The 15,227-nt window shown below is 74.9% G+C and carries 15 protein-coding genes; 9 read left to right on the top strand and 6 right to left on the bottom strand.

The annotated features are described in order from the left end of the window. Window positions 1-6: 6 nt before the first annotated feature. The 9 genes from OG624_RS12220 (at window position 7) to lgt (ending at window position 7,297) form a co-directional block, all read left to right on the top strand. Entirely contained in the window at window positions 7-681 is a 675-nt protein-coding gene (locus tag OG624_RS12220) for a TIGR02234 family membrane protein (protein WP_033222017.1), read from the top strand. Window positions 682-792: 111 nt separating this feature from the next. Then, window positions 793-1,044 carry an HGxxPAAW family protein gene (locus tag OG624_RS12215; protein ID WP_030773215.1) on the top strand — a complete coding sequence of 84 codons (252 nt, stop codon included), beginning with the start codon at window positions 793-795 and terminating at the stop codon, window positions 1,042-1,044. An 83-nt stretch (window positions 1,045-1,127) separates the two neighbouring features. Next, window positions 1,128-1,628, top strand: coding sequence for a DUF2752 domain-containing protein (locus tag OG624_RS12210; RefSeq protein ID WP_266357920.1), 501 nt, complete (start codon window positions 1,128-1,130; stop codon window positions 1,626-1,628). A 172-nt stretch (window positions 1,629-1,800) separates the two neighbouring features. Then, window positions 1,801-2,610: an indole-3-glycerol phosphate synthase TrpC gene (gene trpC / locus OG624_RS12205; protein WP_030012837.1), complete on the top strand. Its 810-nt coding sequence runs from the start codon at window positions 1,801-1,803 to the stop codon at window positions 2,608-2,610. A 9-nt stretch (window positions 2,611-2,619) separates the two neighbouring features. After that, window positions 2,620-2,829, top strand: a complete 210-nt coding sequence (gene trpM, locus OG624_RS12200; protein WP_030724550.1) for a tryptophan biosynthesis modulator TrpM — start codon at window positions 2,620-2,622, stop codon at window positions 2,827-2,829. 205 nt (window positions 2,830-3,034) lie between these two features. Further along, a complete protein-coding gene (trpB, locus tag OG624_RS12195; RefSeq protein ID WP_161288391.1) occupies window positions 3,035-4,276 on the top strand; it encodes a tryptophan synthase subunit beta in 1,242 nt (413 codons plus the stop codon). After that, window positions 4,273-5,088 (top strand): tryptophan synthase subunit alpha, encoded by an 816-nt coding sequence (trpA, locus tag OG624_RS12190; RefSeq protein WP_371639413.1) that lies wholly within the window; start codon window positions 4,273-4,275, stop codon window positions 5,086-5,088. Before trpB ends, trpA begins: the two co-directional genes overlap by 4 nt. A gap of 108 nt (window positions 5,089-5,196) precedes the next feature. Then, entirely contained in the window at window positions 5,197-6,222 is a 1,026-nt protein-coding gene (locus OG624_RS12185; protein WP_078909391.1) for a DsbA family protein, read from the top strand. An 88-nt stretch (window positions 6,223-6,310) separates the two neighbouring features. Next, entirely contained in the window at window positions 6,311-7,297 is a 987-nt protein-coding gene (gene lgt, locus OG624_RS12180; protein ID WP_033222026.1) for a prolipoprotein diacylglyceryl transferase, read from the top strand. A gap of 163 nt (window positions 7,298-7,460) precedes the next feature. Here lgt and OG624_RS12175 read toward each other — a convergent pair whose 3' ends face one another. From OG624_RS12175 to OG624_RS12150, 6 genes are all read right to left on the bottom strand, one after another. Continuing rightward, complete coding sequence (locus tag OG624_RS12175; protein WP_033222027.1) at window positions 7,461-8,276, bottom strand: HpcH/HpaI aldolase/citrate lyase family protein; 816 nt, start codon at window positions 8,274-8,276, stop codon at window positions 7,461-7,463. After that, entirely contained in the window at window positions 8,273-9,448 is a 1,176-nt protein-coding gene (locus OG624_RS12170; protein ID WP_051763417.1) for a CaiB/BaiF CoA transferase family protein, read from the bottom strand. The genes OG624_RS12175 and OG624_RS12170 overlap by 4 nt, the downstream gene beginning before the upstream one ends. 203 nt (window positions 9,449-9,651) lie before the next feature. After that, on the bottom strand, window positions 9,652-10,563 hold the full coding sequence (gene rbsK, locus OG624_RS12165) for a ribokinase (protein WP_371639412.1): 912 nt from the start codon (window positions 10,561-10,563) through the stop codon (window positions 9,652-9,654). After that, complete coding sequence (locus OG624_RS12160) at window positions 10,560-12,332, bottom strand: ADP-ribosylglycohydrolase family protein (RefSeq protein ID WP_371639411.1); 1,773 nt, start codon at window positions 12,330-12,332, stop codon at window positions 10,560-10,562. Before OG624_RS12160 ends, rbsK begins: the two co-directional genes overlap by 4 nt. After that, window positions 12,329-13,474, bottom strand: a complete 1,146-nt coding sequence (locus tag OG624_RS12155) for an ADP-ribosylglycohydrolase family protein (protein WP_033222031.1) — start codon at window positions 13,472-13,474, stop codon at window positions 12,329-12,331. Before OG624_RS12155 ends, OG624_RS12160 begins: the two co-directional genes overlap by 4 nt. Window positions 13,475-13,481: 7 nt before the next feature. Next, the gene (locus tag OG624_RS12150; RefSeq protein WP_051763418.1) at window positions 13,482-14,708 is read right to left on the bottom strand and encodes an ADP-ribosylglycohydrolase family protein; all 1,227 of its coding nucleotides are present in this window, start codon (window positions 14,706-14,708) and stop codon (window positions 13,482-13,484) included. Between the last annotated feature and the right edge of the window lie 519 nt (window positions 14,709-15,227).

The following is a 15,227-nucleotide window of genomic DNA, read 5'->3' as shown; positions in this document are numbered from 1 at the left end:
GGGATAGTGGGGTACGTGAGTGCCGTACCCCCACCCCGAACCGAAGCCGACGCCGAGCCCGAGGCGACCGACGGTCGAAGCGGCCGCCGCAGTGTGGCCGTCGCCCTGCTGCTCGGCGCCCTCGGCGCCACCGTCGTCCTGCTCGCCTCCGGCCGGACCTGGGCCCGGGGCACCGCCGCCATCGGCGGCGACTCCCTCCAGCTGACCGCCGACGGGCGGGCCGTCACCGGCCTGCCCGCGGCGCTGGCCATCGTGGGCCTGGCCGCACTGGTCGCCGTCTTCGCCGTGCGCGGCAAGAGCCGGCTGCTGGTGTCGGGGCTGCTCGCGCTCAGCGGTCTGGGGGCGGCGCTGTCCGCGCTCCTGGGCAGCGACGGCCGCCGGGTCCTGGACGCGCAGGCCGCCCGGACGACCGCCGACAGTGCCGCGCACGTGGCCGGGCTGACGCAGACGACCTGGCCGTACGTCACGGCCGCCGGCGCGGTCCTGATCCTGGCGGCCGGTCTGCTGGCCCTGCGCTTCGGCCGGGCCTGGCCCGCGATGGGGGGCCGCTACGAGCGTGACGGCAGCCCGCGCGCCCGGACTGTCGCGGCGGTTGATCCGGATCGGCCGGAGGATCTGTGGAAGGCTCTGGACCGCGGCGAGGACCCGACCGGAGACCCGGGCGCCGACCGGTCCCACTGACCCGACCCCCCTGGACGGCGAGGCCGCCCGGTGCGGGACAATGGTCGCCGAGCGTCCGACACGGACCGTACGTTCGACACAGCAGCGCGACAGAGCAACGAGGAGCAACTCATGGCGGGCACTAGCCACGGACACACCCCGGCCGCCTGGACCGGTGTCATCATCGCCTTCATCGGTTTCTGCATCTCCGGCGCCTTCATGGTGCTCGCGAACCCGCTCGGCTTCTGGGCCGGCCTCGTCGTCGTCGCGCTCGGCGGTGTCGTCGGTCTCGGGATGAAGGCCGCGGGCATGGGCGCGCCGAAGGCCGCCCACAAGGACCTCGCCGAGGTCATCGCCGCTTCCAAGGTTCCCGCCAAGGTCTGAGGGCGCGAGCGGCGCGGTTCGTAGCGACGCGGTTCGAAGAACGCGACCGAAAGGCGCGGCCCCGCCGGGCTGCGCCTTTTGTCATGAGCGGAGAGAATCAGCAGGTGGACGCCTCCCGTACCCCCGATGCCCCGCCGTCGCCGGCGCCCGTACCCGCGGAGCCGGGCCGGCCCGTCGTACGGCCGTCCCGGGCCCGGCGGCTCGCCGTCCCGGCGTTCTACGTGGCCGGGGTCACCGCCGCCTTCGCGTACGTGGGGGCGGTGGATCCCAACGAGCCCGGCCACTACCCGGTGTGCCCGCTGTTCCGGCTGACGGGTGTCCTGTGCCCGGGCTGCGGCGGCCTGCGCAGCGCGCACGCCTTCGCGCAGGGCGACCTGGTCACCGCGCTCGGGGCGAACGCGTTCGCGGTCGTGGGCTACTTCGTCTTCGCGGGGTTCATGGCCCTGTGGCTGGTCCGCGCCTTCCGCGGCGGGCCGACCCCGAGGATCGTCCTGCGGCCCAAGGCCTGGTGGGCGCTCGGGGCCCTGGCACTGGTTTTCTCCATTGTCCGAAATCTCTCTTTCGGCTCCGCACTGGCGCCCTGAGCCCCCTGGGCAGGCCCTATGAAGCACGGATTCCGAATGTCCAGTTACTGGGACGTCGTCAACCGCGTGCGGAGGGCAACGCCTCCTGCGGATACCATTTGAAGGTCGACCTTGCTGTTGTACGTGTCTGCAAGGCGGCCGACCGTCATCGACCCGGAAGGGGGCCGCTCGCGTGAGTGTGCTCGACGAGATCATCGAAGGGGTCCGCGAAGACCTTGCCGAACGGCAGGCCCGCGTGAGCCTCGACGAGCTCAAGGAGCGTGCCGCCAAGGCGCCCCAGGCCAAGGACGGCGTCGCTGCCCTGCGTGGCGACAGCGTCAAGGTGATCTGCGAGGTCAAGCGGTCCAGCCCCTCGAAGGGTGCGCTGGCCGCCATCGCCGATCCGGCCGGGCTCGCCGCCGACTACGAGGCTGGCGGTGCGGCGGTCATCTCCGTCCTCACCGAGCAGCGCCGATTCGGCGGCTCGCTGGCCGACCTGGAGGCCGTCCGCGCCCGCGTGGACATCCCGATCCTGCGCAAGGACTTCATCGTCACGGCGTACCAGCTCTGGGAGGCCCGTGCCTACGGCGCCGACCTGGTCCTGCTGATCGTCGCGGCCCTGGAGCAGGAGGCCCTCGTCTCCCTCATCGAGCGGGCCGAGTCCATCGGTCTCACCCCGCTCGTCGAGGTCCACGACGAGGAGGAAGTGGAGCGCGCGGTCGCCGCCGGCGCCAAGATCATCGGCGTCAACGCCCGCAACCTCAAGGACCTCAAGGTCGACCGCTCCACCTTCGAGCGCGTCGTCGGCGAGATCCCGGACCACATCGTCAAGATCGCCGAGTCCGGCATCCGTGGCCCGCACGACCTGATCGCCTACGCCAACGAGGGCGCCGACGCCGTCCTCGTCGGGGAGTCCCTGGTGACCGGACGCGACCCGAAGGCGGCCGTGGCCGACCTCGTCGCCGCCGGCGCCCACCCCGCCCTGCGCCACGGGCGGAGCTGACCCGCACCCATGACCCACGACCGCTCCTCCGTCCGCAACCGACCGGGCTCCCGCCCGGTCGGCGTGCCGACGGCGCACGCGCCCCTGGCGCGCGGCTGCCGCCCCCGCGGCTGCCGCGCCCCGGCCCGGCGCGTGCACGGGCGGCGGGTCCGGTACGTGATCGGCTCCGAGCCCGGTCAGGTCAACGGCATGCGATGGCGCCGCGGAGGCGCGCTGTAACGAGGACCGCCGCGGTCCGGTACGGGAGACGTACCGCCCCGCGCGCAGTTCTCGTACGGCCTGACGTCCCGAGCCGCCGGCTCCGGACGCGGGCCGCTCCGCACCGTACGCACGACATTCCCCAGCGGGGTGTGCGCGGCACGGGCGGGCGGCGCAATACGGTGAATCCACCCCGCCGCATCTCGCACCCGTAGGAGCACTGGACATGTCCAGCGAGTTCTTCATCCCGGACCCGGAGGGTCACGTTCCCAACGCCGAGGGCTACTTCGGCGACTTCGGCGGCAAGTTCATCCCGGAGGCGCTCGTCGCCGCCGTGGACGAGGTCGCCGTCGAGTACGAGAAGGCCAAGGGCGACCCGGCCTTCGCGGCCGAGCTCAACGACCTCATGGTCAACTACACCGGCCGGCCGAGCGCCCTCACCGAGGTGCCCCGCTTCGCCGAGCACGCCGGCGGCGCCCGGATCTTCCTCAAGCGCGAGGACCTGAACCACACCGGCTCGCACAAGATCAACAATGTGCTGGGTCAGGCGCTGCTCACCAAGCGCATGGGCAAGACCCGCGTCATCGCCGAGACCGGCGCCGGTCAGCACGGCGTGGCCACCGCCACCGCCTGCGCGCTCTTCGGCCTCGAATGCGTCATCTACATGGGCGAGATCGACACCGAGCGCCAGGCCCTCAACGTGGCCCGCATGCGCATGCTGGGCGCCGAGGTCATCGCGGTGAAGTCCGGCTCCCGGACGCTCAAGGACGCCATCAACGAGGCGTTCCGCGACTGGGTCGCCAATGTGGACCGGACCCACTACCTCTTCGGTACGGTCGCCGGCCCGCACCCCTTCCCCGCCATGGTCCGCGACTTCCACCGGGTCATCGGCGTCGAGGCCCGCCGCCAGATCCTGGAGCGCGCCGGCCGGCTGCCCGACGCCGTCGCGGCCTGCGTCGGCGGCGGCTCCAACGCCATCGGCCTCTTCCACGCCTTCATCCCGGACGCCGACGTCCGCCTGGTCGGCTTCGAGCCCGCCGGGCACGGCGTCGAGACCGGCGAGCACGCGGCCACGCTGACCGCCGGCGAGCCGGGCATCCTGCACGGCTCCCGCTCCTACGTCCTCCAGGACGAGGAGGGCCAGATCACCGAGCCGTACTCCATCTCGGCCGGTCTGGACTACCCCGGCATCGGCCCGGAGCACTCCTACCTCAAGGACTCCGGCCGCGGCGAGTACCGCGCGGTCACCGACGACGCGGCGATGCAGGCCCTGCGCCTGCTCTCGCGCACCGAGGGGATCATCCCGGCGATCGAGTCGGCGCACGCTCTCGCGGGCGCCCTCGACCTGGGCAAGGAACTGGGCAAGGACGGCCTGCTGGTCGTCAACCTGTCCGGTCGCGGCGACAAGGACATGGACACGGCGGCCCGCTACTTCGGGCTGTACGACGGCGAGGGGGAGAACAAGTGAGTACCGGCAACCTCCAGCTGTTGAGCGACACCCTCGCCAAGGCGAAGTCCGAGGACCGCGCGGCCCTCGTCGCCTACCTGCCGGCGGGCTTCCCGACGGTCGACGGTGCCATCGACGCGGTCAAGGCCGTCATCGAGGGCGGCGCGGACGTCGTCGAGATCGGTCTCCCGCACAGCGACCCGGTGCTGGACGGCGCGATCATCCAGACCGCCGACGACATCGCCCTGCGCGGTGGCGTCAAGATCGCCGACGTGATCCGCACGGTCCGCGAGGCGCACGAGGCCACCGGGGCCCCGGTCCTGGTGATGACCTACTGGAACCCCATCGACCGCTACGGCGTCGAGCGGTTCACGGCCGAGCTGGCGGCGGCCGGCGGCGCCGGCTGCATCCTGCCCGACCTGCCGGTGCAGGAATCCGCGCTGTGGCGCGAGCACGCGGACAAGCACGGTCTGGCGACCGTCTTCGTCGTGGCTCCCAGCAGCAAGGACGCGCGCCTGGCCACCATCACGGCGGCCGGCTCCGGCTTCGTCTACGCCGCCTCCCTCATGGGGGTCACCGGCACCCGCGAGTCCGTCGGCGACCAGGCCGCCGATCTGGTGCGCCGCACCCGCGCCACCAGCGACCTGCCGGTCTGCGTCGGCCTCGGCGTCTCCAACGCCGTCCAGGCCAAGGAGGTCGCGGGCTTCGCCGACGGCGTCATCGTCGGCTCGGCCTTCGTGAAGCTGCTCCTGGACGCGCCGGACCTGCCGGCCGGACTGGACGCGGTGCGCGCGCTCGCGGGCGAACTCGCCGAAGGCGTACGCCGGAGCTGACGCGCGTTCGAGCACGGGCACGGATGTCTGATCGGGTTCTGTAGCCCGATCGGGTGGAAGTGCGGGCAGGGAGGCACGCGAGTGCCTCCCTGCTTCGTTTGGCGGAACGTGAGCGAGAAGAACGACGGTGCGAACCGCGATGCGACGAAACGATCGGCCCGGGAACGACTCCTCGTGGAGCGCGAGCGGCAGAAGACCCGGGACAAGCGCCGACGGACCCTGATCGTGGCGTCGGCGGTGGTCGGCGTCCTCGGCCTGGCGACCGTCGTGGGCGTGATCGCGGCCAACACCGGCAAGAGCGGCTCCGCCAAGGCGGGCCCGGTGGTCGCCCCCTCCGGGGCCACCGGCAAGGACGCCCTCGCCATCCGCTCGGGTCAGCCGGAGGCGAAGTCCACCCTCACCGTGTGGGAGGACTTCCGCTGCCCCTCCTGCAAGTTCTTCGAGGACAACTACCGCGACGTCATCCACGACCTGGAGGCCAAGGGGCTGCTCAAGGTCGACTACCACCTGGTCACGCTCATCGACCGGAGGATGGGCGGCAGCGGCTCGCTGAAGGCGGCCAACGCGGCAGCCTGCGCGCAGGACGCCGGCAAGTTCACCGCGTACCACGACCTCCTCTTCCAGAACCAGCCGCAGGAGATCGACGACGCCTTCGGCAAGAACGCGAAGCTGCTGGAGCTGGCGGGCAAGGTCGACGGGCTGGACACCCCCGAGTTCCGCTCGTGCGTCGAGGACGGCACGCACAACAGCTGGGTGGCCAAGTCGGACGGCGCCTTCACCGCCGGACAGTTCCGGGGCACCCCCACCGTGCTGCTGAACGGCAAGGACATCCTCTCCGACCAGGCGAACCAGGTGACCCCGCAGAAGCTGAAGGAGCAGGTGGAAGCCGCGGCCAAGGTCTCGGGAGGCGCGGACGCCGGAGCCGAGGGCGGGAAGGCCTCACCGTCGACGAGCTCGACCCCCGGATCCGGGACCAAGGCCGGGGCGAAGGCCTCGCCGTCGGCCTCGCGCACCGGGTCGGGCGGGTCCGGCGGATCGTCCGGCGGGTCGTCCGGCGGGTCCTCGAACCGGTCCACGGGCGGGGCCTCCGGCGGCTCCACCACCTCCCCCTCCAGCGGGTCCTCGGAGCACTGACCGAAGCCCGTTCCATGTCTGGATTTGGTTTCGTCCTGCCGGGCGGGTTGCGGTACGCACCGCCCGGCAAGGTAGCGTCATGTCTGCCATGGACATTGCTTACATCCCCAGTCCGTCGACCGGCGTGATCCATCTCGGACCGATCCCGCTCCGCGGCTACGCGTTCTGCATCATCATCGGCGTCTTCGTCGCCGTCTGGCTCGGCAACAGGCGATGGATCGCGCGCGGCGGAAAGCCGGGCACGGTCGCGGACATCGCCGTGTGGGCCGTGCCCTTCGGCCTGGTCGGTGGTCGCCTGTACCACGTGATCACCGACTACCAGCTCTACTTCGGCGAGGGCCGCAACTGGGTCGACGCCTTCAAGATCTGGGAGGGCGGACTCGGCATCTGGGGCGCCATCGCGCTCGGCGCGGTGGGTGCCTGGATCGGCTGTCGCCTGCGCGGGATCCCGCTGCCGGCCTGGGCGGACGCCCTGGCCCCCGGCATCGCGCTGGCCCAGGCCTGCGGCCGCTGGGGCAACTGGTTCAACCAGGAGCTGTACGGCCGGGCCACCGACCTGCCGTGGGCGGTGCAGATCACGGCGGGCCCGAACCGGGACGCCGGGACCTACCACCCGACCTTCCTGTACGAGTCGCTGTGGTGCGTCGGCGTGGCGCTGCTGGTCATCTGGGCCGACCGCCGCTTCAAGCTCGGCCACGGACGGGCCTTCGCCCTGTACGTCGCCGCGTACTGCGTCGGCCGCGGCTGGATCGAGTACATGCGCGTCGACGAGGCGCACCACATCCTGGGCGTCCGGCTGAACGTCTGGACCTCGATCGTCGTCTTCGTCCTGGCGGTCGTCTACCTGGTGCTGTCGGCGAAGCTGCGGCCGGGCCGCGAGACGGTCGTCGAACCGGACCGGGAGGGCTCCGACGGCAAGGACGGTGCCGACGCCACCGCCGAGGCCAAGCCCTCGGACGCCGCCGACGCGGCGAAGCCCGAGCCGGCCGAGGCCAAGACGCCGGTCCTCACGAAGAAGGACGCGCCCGCCGAGGCCGAGGCCGAGGCCGGGGCCCCGGAAGCGGGCAAGCGCTGACCTGACCGGTCCGTGAAGGGGGTGCCGCGCACAGCGCGGCACCCCCTTCACGTTCCCCGCCGCCACGCCGGCCGGCGCCGGTGCCGACCCCCAGGAGGCGGAGCCGCTGAATTCAGCCCCGCCGGCGTTTGAGGCGCGGGGTCCGGGGCGGAGCCCGGCCCGGTCAGCGGGCGGCCTCGCGGGCGGCGAGCGCGAGGGTGCGGTGCGCCGCCGCCACGACCGCCGGGTCCACGAACCGTCCGTCGGGCAGGGCCAGCGCGCCCGGGGTGGCCCGGGCCGCGCTCAACACCTCCACCGCGGCGTCGACCTCCTCGGGCTGCGGAAGGTAGGCCCGCTCGATCACCGGGAGCTGGCGCGGGTGGATCGCCGCCCGGCCGAGGAACCCCAGGGAACGGCCCCGGGCGCACGAGACGGCCAGCGACTCCAGGTCCCGGATGTCGGGGAACACCGACTGCGCCGGAGGCGTCAGACCCGCGGCCCGGGCCGCGACCACCACCCGGGAGCGGCACCAGTCCAGGCCCGTCTCCGCGCTGACGGCCAGATCGGCCCGCAGGTCCGCCTCACCGAGGGAGAGCCCGCGCAGGGCGGGGTGCGCGCGGGCGATGTCGTAGGCGCGCTCCACCCCCACCGCCGATTCGAGGAGGGCGTGCAGGCTCACCCCGCCGGTGCGGTCGGCGACGGCCGAGATCTGCGCCGGGGCGCTGATCTTGGGCAGCCGCAGCCCCGCGAGCCCGTGCAGTCCCCCGAGGGCGGTGAGGTCGGCGCCGCCCCAGGGGGAGCCCAGGGCGTTGACGCGGACGTGGACGGGCAGTGGGGGCCGCTCGGTGAGCAGCTCGGCGGTCGCCGCGCGGGCGTACTCCTTCCGCGAGGCCGGTACCGCGTCCTCCAGGTCGACGATGACGGCGTCCGCCCCGCAGCCGAGGGCCTTGGCGACCACCTCCGGACGGTCGCCGGGCGCGTACAGCCAGGTCAGGATCACAGGGCTCCCTCGGTCCGCAGTGCGGTGATCTCGGCTTCGGTCAGCCCGAGCTCGGTCAGGACCTCCTCGGTGTCCGCCCCGTGCGGGCGGCCCGCCCAGCGGATCCCGCCCGGGGTCTCGGAGAGCCGGAAGAGGACGTTCTGCATACGGAGCGGTCCCAGCTCCGGGTCCTCGACCTCGGTGACCGTGTCGAGGGCCGCGAACTGCGGGTCGGCCATCACGTCCCGTACGTCGTAGACCTGGGCCACGGCCGCCTCGGCGTCCTCGAACGCCGCGACCACCTCTTCGGCCTTGTGCCGGGCGATCCAGCCGCCGACGGCCTCGTCCAGTACGCTCGCGTGCCGGGCCCGGCCGGCGCCGGTCGCGAACCAGGGCTCGGCGATCAGCTCGGGCCGGCCGACCAGCCGTACGACCCGCTCGGCGATGGACTGCGCGGAGGCCGAGACCGCCAGCCAGCGCCCGTCGGCGCTGCGGTAGGTGTTGCGGGGGGCGTTGTTCGTGGAGCGGTTGCCGGTGCGGGGCTGGACGTAGCCGAGCTGGTCGTACCAGAGCGGGTGCGGGCCGAGCACGGTGAGGATCGGTTCGACGATCGCCAGGTCCACCACCTGACCGTGCCCGGTGCGGTCCCGCCCGGCGAGGGCGGTCATCACGGCGTACGCGCAGGTCAGCGCGGCGATCGAGTCGGCCAGCCCGAACGGCGGCAGGGTCGGCGGGCCGTCCGGCTCCCCGGTGATCGCGGCGAAACCGCTCATCGCCTCGGCGAGCGTGCCGAAGCCGGGGCGGTGGGCGTACGGGCCGTGCTGGCCGAAGGCCGTGACGCGAGCCAGGATCAGGCGCGGGTTGGCCGCGGACAGCTCGGGCCAGCCCAGCCCCCACTTCTCCAGGGTGCCGGGGCGGAAGTTCTCGACGATCACGTCGGCGGTGGCGGCGAGCCGCAGCAGGGTGTCCCGGCCGCCCGGGGTGGACAGGTCGAGGGTCATCGTCCGCTTGTTCCGGCCGAGGAGCTTCCACCACAGGCCGATGCCGTCCTTGGCGGGGCCGTGGCCGCGCGAGGGGTCGGGACGGTCGGGGTGCTCGACCTTGACGACCTCGGCTCCGAAGTCGCCGAGCAGCGTGGCGGTCAGCGGCCCGGCGAACAGGGTGGCCAGGTCGAGCACCCGGAGCCCCGCCAGCGGCCCTTGCCCTGGCCGGGCTTCGGCGGGGTCGGGGGCGGTGGCTTCGGTGGGGCCGGGCGCGCGCCGGGGCGTCTCCTCGGGCGCCGAACGGTGCCCGGGGCCGGGAAGTGCGGCGGTGGTGCGTTCGGCGCCCTGCGGGGATCGCCCCGACACATTCCCGGCCCCGCCGGAGCAGCTCGGGGGCCGACGCCCGTCGGGGGTCACGAGGCGGCTCCGCGGTGCGCCGCGGCGAAGGCGTCGGTCTCGGCGCGCGTCGGCATGGAGTCCTGGGCGCCGGGTCGCTGCACGGAGAGCGCGGCCGCCGCCGAGGCCCGGTGCAGGGCGGCGGGCATCGGCCGGCCTTCGGCCAGGGCCACCGCGAGGGCCCCGACGAAGGTGTCCCCGGCGGCGGTCGTGTCCATGGCCCGCACCCGGGGCGCGGGCACGGTCAGGGGTTCCGCGCCGCGGGCGGCGTACAGCGCCCCGGCCGCGCCGAGGGTGATCACCACCTCGGGCACCTCGGCCAGCAGGGCCTCGGCGGCCTGGAGGGGATCGGTGAGCCCGGTGAGGGCGGCCGCCTCGTGCTCGTTCGGGACGAGGAGGTCGGTCGCGGCGAGCAGTTCGGCGGGCAGTGGCTGGGCAGGGGCCGGGGTGAGCACCGTCCGGACGCCGTGCGCGCGGGCGGCGCGGGCCCCGGCCAGTACGGCGGAGAGGGGCAGTTCCAGCTGGAGGAGGAGGGATCCGGCGGCGGCGATGCGGGCCTCGTCCCCCGCCTCCAGGCCGGTGACGGCGGCGTTCGCGCCGGGGATGACGATGATGCTGTTGCCGCCCTCGTCGTCGACGGTGATGTGGGCGGTGCCGCTGGCGCCCTCGACGGTGCGCAGGCCCGCCGTGTCGACCCGGGCCGCGGTGAGCGCGGAGCGCAGCCGTACGCCGAACTCGTCGGCCCCGACCGCGCCGATCATCACCACCTCCCCGCCGGCGCGGGCGGCGGCGACGGCCTGGTTGGCGCCCTTGCCGCCGGGGACCGTGCGGAAGGCCCGGCCGGTGACGGTCTCCCCGAGGCGGGGGGCCTTGGGGACGTAGGCGACGAGGTCCATGTTCGTACTGCCGAGCACGGCGATGGCCGTCATGAGCGTGCTGCCTCCTGTGCGGTGAGGTGGGCGAGGGTGTCGAAGCCGATGCCGTCGAAGCCGGGGACGGTGGTGGCGAGGCGGTTCTTCAGGGGTGCGGTCCAGCGGTGCGGGAGCGCGTCCGGGGAGCCGGTGAGCAGTCCGGCGAGGGCGCCGGCGGTGGCTCCGTTGGAATCGGTGTCCCAGCCGCCGGACACGGCGCGGCAGACGGAGCGGGTGAAGTCCCCGTCGGCGTGGGTGAGGGCGGCGGCGATCAGCGCGGTGTTGGGGACGGCGTGGACCCAGTGGTAGTGCCCGTAGCGCGCGTGCAGCCGGTCGACGACGAGGTCGAAGTCGCTCTCCCGGCCGGCCGCCCGGATCCCGAACCGGACGGCCTCGGCGAGGCGCGAGCGGGGCGGTACGAAGGCCAGCCCGGTCCGCAGCGCGGTGTGGACGTCCGACCGGCCGGTGGCGGCGGTGGCGGTGGCCGCCGCGACGAAGAGGGCGGCGTAGACGCCGTTGCCGGTGTGGGTCAGGGCGGCGTCCCGGTAGGCCTGGGCCGCGGCGGCGGCCGGGTCGCCCGGGTTGGTCCAGCCGTGGACGTCGGCGCGGATGAGGGCGCCGATCCACTCGCGGAAGGGGTTGTGGTGGGTGGCGGTGGCGGGGGGCTCCAGGCCGAGGAGGAGATTGCGGTAGGCGATGCGCTCGGCGGTGAAGGTCCGCCCGGCCGGCAGCTCGTCGAGCCAGAGGCGGGCCACGTCGGCGGTGGTGAAGCCCTTGCCGTGCCGCTGGAGCAGGAGCAGCCCGAGGAGGGGGTAGTTGAGGTCGTCGTCCTCGGGCATGCCGTCGATGTTCTCGGCGAGGGAGGTCGGGGCGGAGCGGCGGTTCCAGGGGTGGGCGGCGAGCAGCTCCGGCGGGACGCCGCGTTCGCTGAACCAGTCGTTCAGCGGCCAGTTGCCGGCGCCGCGGGCCAGTGCCCGGATCCCCTCCAGGGGCAGCTTCTCGACGGGCTTCCCGAGCAGGCACCCCACGGCCCGCCCCAGCCATGCGGCTTCCAGCCGGGTCCGCAGGGCGGCCTCCGGCCCGGTTCGCGGAAGGGGGGCCTGCCCTGCGGGCGGCGGGCCGGAGTCCGGGGCGGTGCCCCGTTCCCCGCCGGCCGCGGCCTGGTGTGCGGGCCGGGGTGCGTTCCTGCTGCCCGGCTGGGGCTCGTGGATCCGGCCGTCGGGGCCGGGGTGGGGCTGTGCCGCCGGGCGTCGGGGATCCCGCTCGGGCCGAGTGCTCGCTGCGTGGGCCGGGGCAGCTCCGAGGACGGCGGGCCGCAGGGGATCCCGTCCTGCGGGCGGCGCCCCTGCTGCGGGGGCCCGGGCAGCCCGGGTGCGGGCGGGCGGCCAGGTGGCTCGGATCGCGGGCCAGGACAGGGGCTCGTCGGCCGTGGAGCCGGGTGGGAGCTGCGCCAGGTCGTCGAGGAGGCGGGCTGCCAGGGCGCGCAGTTCCGGTGGGGCCGGGGTGGGGGAGGACCCGGCGCGTTCGGGGGCGGGGTGGCCGCCCGCCGCGAGCCAGGTGCGGAGGGCGGCGGCCGGGTCCCGGCCGTCCTGCGCGGCCTGGCGCAGCTCGTGCCCGACGAGGTCCTCGGGCTGGGCCCAGGTCAGCCGCAGGAGCTCGCACGCCGGGCCGGGCTCCGGGTCCGGCCCGGGCTCCCGCGGGGAGCGGCGGCGGGCCGGGCCGGGGGCGTCGTGGGATTCCGGCGGGCGCGCGGGAGCGGCCGGGGCGGGCCCGGCGCAGCCTGTCACCGGTCTGCCGCGATCGCGGTGAAGGCCGACTCGTGGGACCGGCGGCGGGACCGGTCGAGCGCGAAGATCTCCCGGGCCACCGCGGCCAGTGCCTCGGCCGGGGCGTGCAGGTCGAGGCGGCTGGCCTCGGCGACCTGCTTGGCCCAGGCGGCCGGAACCACGGCCTCGCCGCCGAGGGCCCCGGCGATCGCCCCCGCCATGGTGGCGATGGAGTCGCAGTCCCGGCCGTAGTTGACCGCCCCGAGCACGGCCGTCCCGTACCGTCCGTCCGCGACGAGCAGCATGCCCAGCGCGATCGGGAGCTCCTCGATGGCGTGCAGGCGGGACGGGCGGCGGGCGTCCAGGGAGGGGGCGCGGTAGTCGGGGCCGACCGAGTCGTACGGGGCGACCGCTGCCCGTAGCGGGGCCAGAGCCGACTCGAAGTCCCGGTGGCGCAAAGCCACTTCGCGGACGGCGGCGATCGCGTCGCGCGTGCCGTCCTTGGCCAGGGACAGGGCCGTGTCCACCACCGAGGCGGCCGTCGCCGCCGGTACGCACGCGGCCGCCACCGCCGCCGCGAACACACCGGCCGCCTCCCGCCCGTACGAGGACTGGTGCGCGCCGGCGATGTCCAGCGCCTCCGCGTACGCGCCCGCCGGATTGCCCGCGTTGGCGATGCCCACCGGCGCCATGTACATCGCCGCGCCGCAGTTGACGATGTTGCCGCTGCCGGCCTCGCGGGGGTCGACGTGCGCGTAGTGCAGCCGGGTCACGATCCACTTCTCGGCGAGGAAGATCCGCTGGAGCGGGAGGGCCTCGGCCTCCAGTTCGGGGATCCAGCGGGGGTTGGTCATCAGGTCCGGGACCAGGTGCTCGGCGACGGCGTAGGCGTCGAGGTGGTCGCGTACCGCCTCGTAGACCCGTACCAGCGCGTGCGTCATCAGGGTGTCGTCCGTGACGTGCCCGTCGCCCTTGTGGTACGGGGCGATGGGGCGGGCCGTCCGCCAGTCCTCGTGCCAGGGGCCGACGATGCCGTGCACGCGGCCGCCGTGCCGTTCCACGATCTGGTCCGGGGTCCAGCCCTCCACCGGGCCACCGAGCGCGTCGCCGACGGCGGCTCCGACGAGAGCGCCGCGGGCCCGGTCCTCCAACGTGAGCGTCATGTCCGAATCATCCCTTGGGTGAGGTGAGTTCCGTGGCCGCGAGGAGCGCGGCGAGTTCCACGAGGTCGGTGCCGGCGAGGCGGGGGAGCGCGCAGCCGGAGAGGGTGCGGCAGGCCTCGCGCCAGGCGGCGGGGATCGAGTCGCCGCCACCGAGGACGCCGGTCAGCGCGCCGGCCAGGGCGGGAGCGGAGTCCGCGACACGGGACAGGCAGGCGGCGGCCGGGACGGCTTCGGTCATCCTGCCGCGGGCGGCGGTGGCGAGGGCGAGGGCCACGGGGACGGTCTCCGCGGCGGCGATCCCGTAGCTGTAGACGTGGTCGACGATCTCGTGTTCGAGGGTGGGGACGATGGCGAAGGCGCCGCCGCCCTTGTGGGTACGGGCGAGGCGGACGGCGTGCCGGGCGTTGCGGCCGATCTCGGTGGCCTCGGGGAGCTGTTCGAGGGCGGCGTCCACGGCGGCGTCGACGTCGGCGGTGGTGAGCGCGGTGGCGACGGCGGCCGCCATGGCGCGGGCGCCGTGCACCCCGTCGCCGTCCTGGGTGTAGCGGGCGTCGAATTCGGCGAGGTCGGCCGCCGCGCGGGCGTCGCCGGGGTGCACGACGGCGAGGACGCAGGCGCGCACGCAGGCGGCGTCGTCGAAGTAGTGCGGGTTGTCGTGGCCGGTGGCGGGCGGGCGCAGGCCGGTGGCGAGATTGCCGAGGCCGGCGCGGACGGAGATCCGGGCGCGCAGGGGGAGGACGGCGGACTCGACCTCGGGGGCGCGTTCCGCCGCCGCGGCGACCTCGGAGGCGAGGGCGTTCCAGGCGAGGTCGATGGCCGCGCGCATCCTTCTCGACCTGCTGAGGTCGCTGAGCAGGACGCCGGCGGCGGTGAGCACGGACTCGGCGACGAAGGCGGCCCATTCGGCGTCGTCGGAGGGGCCGAGGCGCAGCGGTTCGGGGGGCTGGTTGAGGGCGATGGGGACGGGGAGGGTGGTGGTGGCGTTCTGCTCGGCGAAGGTGTCGAGCTCGCGGGTCAGGCGGCGGGTCCACTCGGGCATCCGGCTGGCGCGGTGGCGGGCGGCGGGCCACCCGGCCGCGTCGCCCGCGGCGAGCCCGAGGAGGAGCCCCTCGATGGGGCGGGCCGGGCCCCCTGCGGGGAGCTCGGCGGAACGCTCCGGGCGGGCGGTGTGCTGCCCGGCCCGGACCACGATCCGGGACCCCGTCCCGGGGTGGGGGGCGAGGACCCTTCCCACGCCGCCCTCCTCCGACGCCGCGGGCAGCGAACGCGGCGGGGCCCCGGCCGGGCCCCGATCGCCCGAGGTGAGGCCTTCGGGCCCCGGTTCCGCCAGGGCCCGACCACCCGGGGCCGGGACCCCGGAGCCCGGCTCGGCCGGGGCCGACGGCAATGCGCGCGCCGGTACCTCGGCCCGGGCCCGACCGCCCGGAGGCGGGCCTACGGGCGCCGGCCCGGCCGGGAACGGAGCCGTACCGCGGGTCGGGCCCGAGGGCCCTCGCTCCGCCGGAGCCGACGGCAGTGCCGACAGCGCGCGCGGTGAAGCCTCGGCCGACGGCAGGCCCGCGGGCCCCTGTTCCGCCGGGGCCGGGGCCGGGGGCAGGCCCCCGTACCGCCACTCCGCCGGAACCGGAGCCGGAGCCGGAGCCGGAGCCGGACCCGAGCCCATGGCCAGGTGTGCTGCGGGCAGCGTGCGCGGCGGCGCCTCGGCCCGGGGCCGACCGCCGGGGGGCAGGACCCCGGGCCCGGGTTCGGCCGG

It is taken from the genome of Streptomyces virginiae (assembly GCF_041432505.1).
Taxonomy (GTDB): domain Bacteria; phylum Actinomycetota; class Actinomycetes; order Streptomycetales; family Streptomycetaceae; genus Streptomyces; species Streptomyces virginiae_A.
The sequence above is the reverse complement of the archived record's forward strand: the minus strand, read 5'-3'. Positions and strand labels throughout refer to the sequence as shown.

Excerpts from the sequence above, each read along its gene's own strand:
- OG624_RS12210 (WP_266357920.1), top strand. The coding sequence starts at position 1,128 with ATGAGCGGAGAGAATCAGCAGGTGGACGCCTCCCGTACCCCCGATGCC.
- OG624_RS12155 (WP_033222031.1), bottom strand. The coding sequence starts at position 13,474 with ATGACGCTCACGTTGGAGGACCGGGCCCGCGGCGCTCTCGTCGGAGCC.
- trpM (WP_030724550.1), top strand. The coding sequence starts at position 2,620 with ATGACCCACGACCGCTCCTCCGTCCGCAACCGACCGGGCTCCCGCCCG.
- OG624_RS12215 (WP_030773215.1), top strand. The coding sequence starts at position 793 with ATGGCGGGCACTAGCCACGGACACACCCCGGCCGCCTGGACCGGTGTC.
- lgt (WP_033222026.1), top strand. The coding sequence starts at position 6,311 with ATGGACATTGCTTACATCCCCAGTCCGTCGACCGGCGTGATCCATCTC.
- rbsK (WP_371639412.1), bottom strand. The coding sequence starts at position 10,563 with ATGACGGCCATCGCCGTGCTCGGCAGTACGAACATGGACCTCGTCGCC.
- trpB (WP_161288391.1), top strand. The coding sequence starts at position 3,035 with ATGTCCAGCGAGTTCTTCATCCCGGACCCGGAGGGTCACGTTCCCAAC.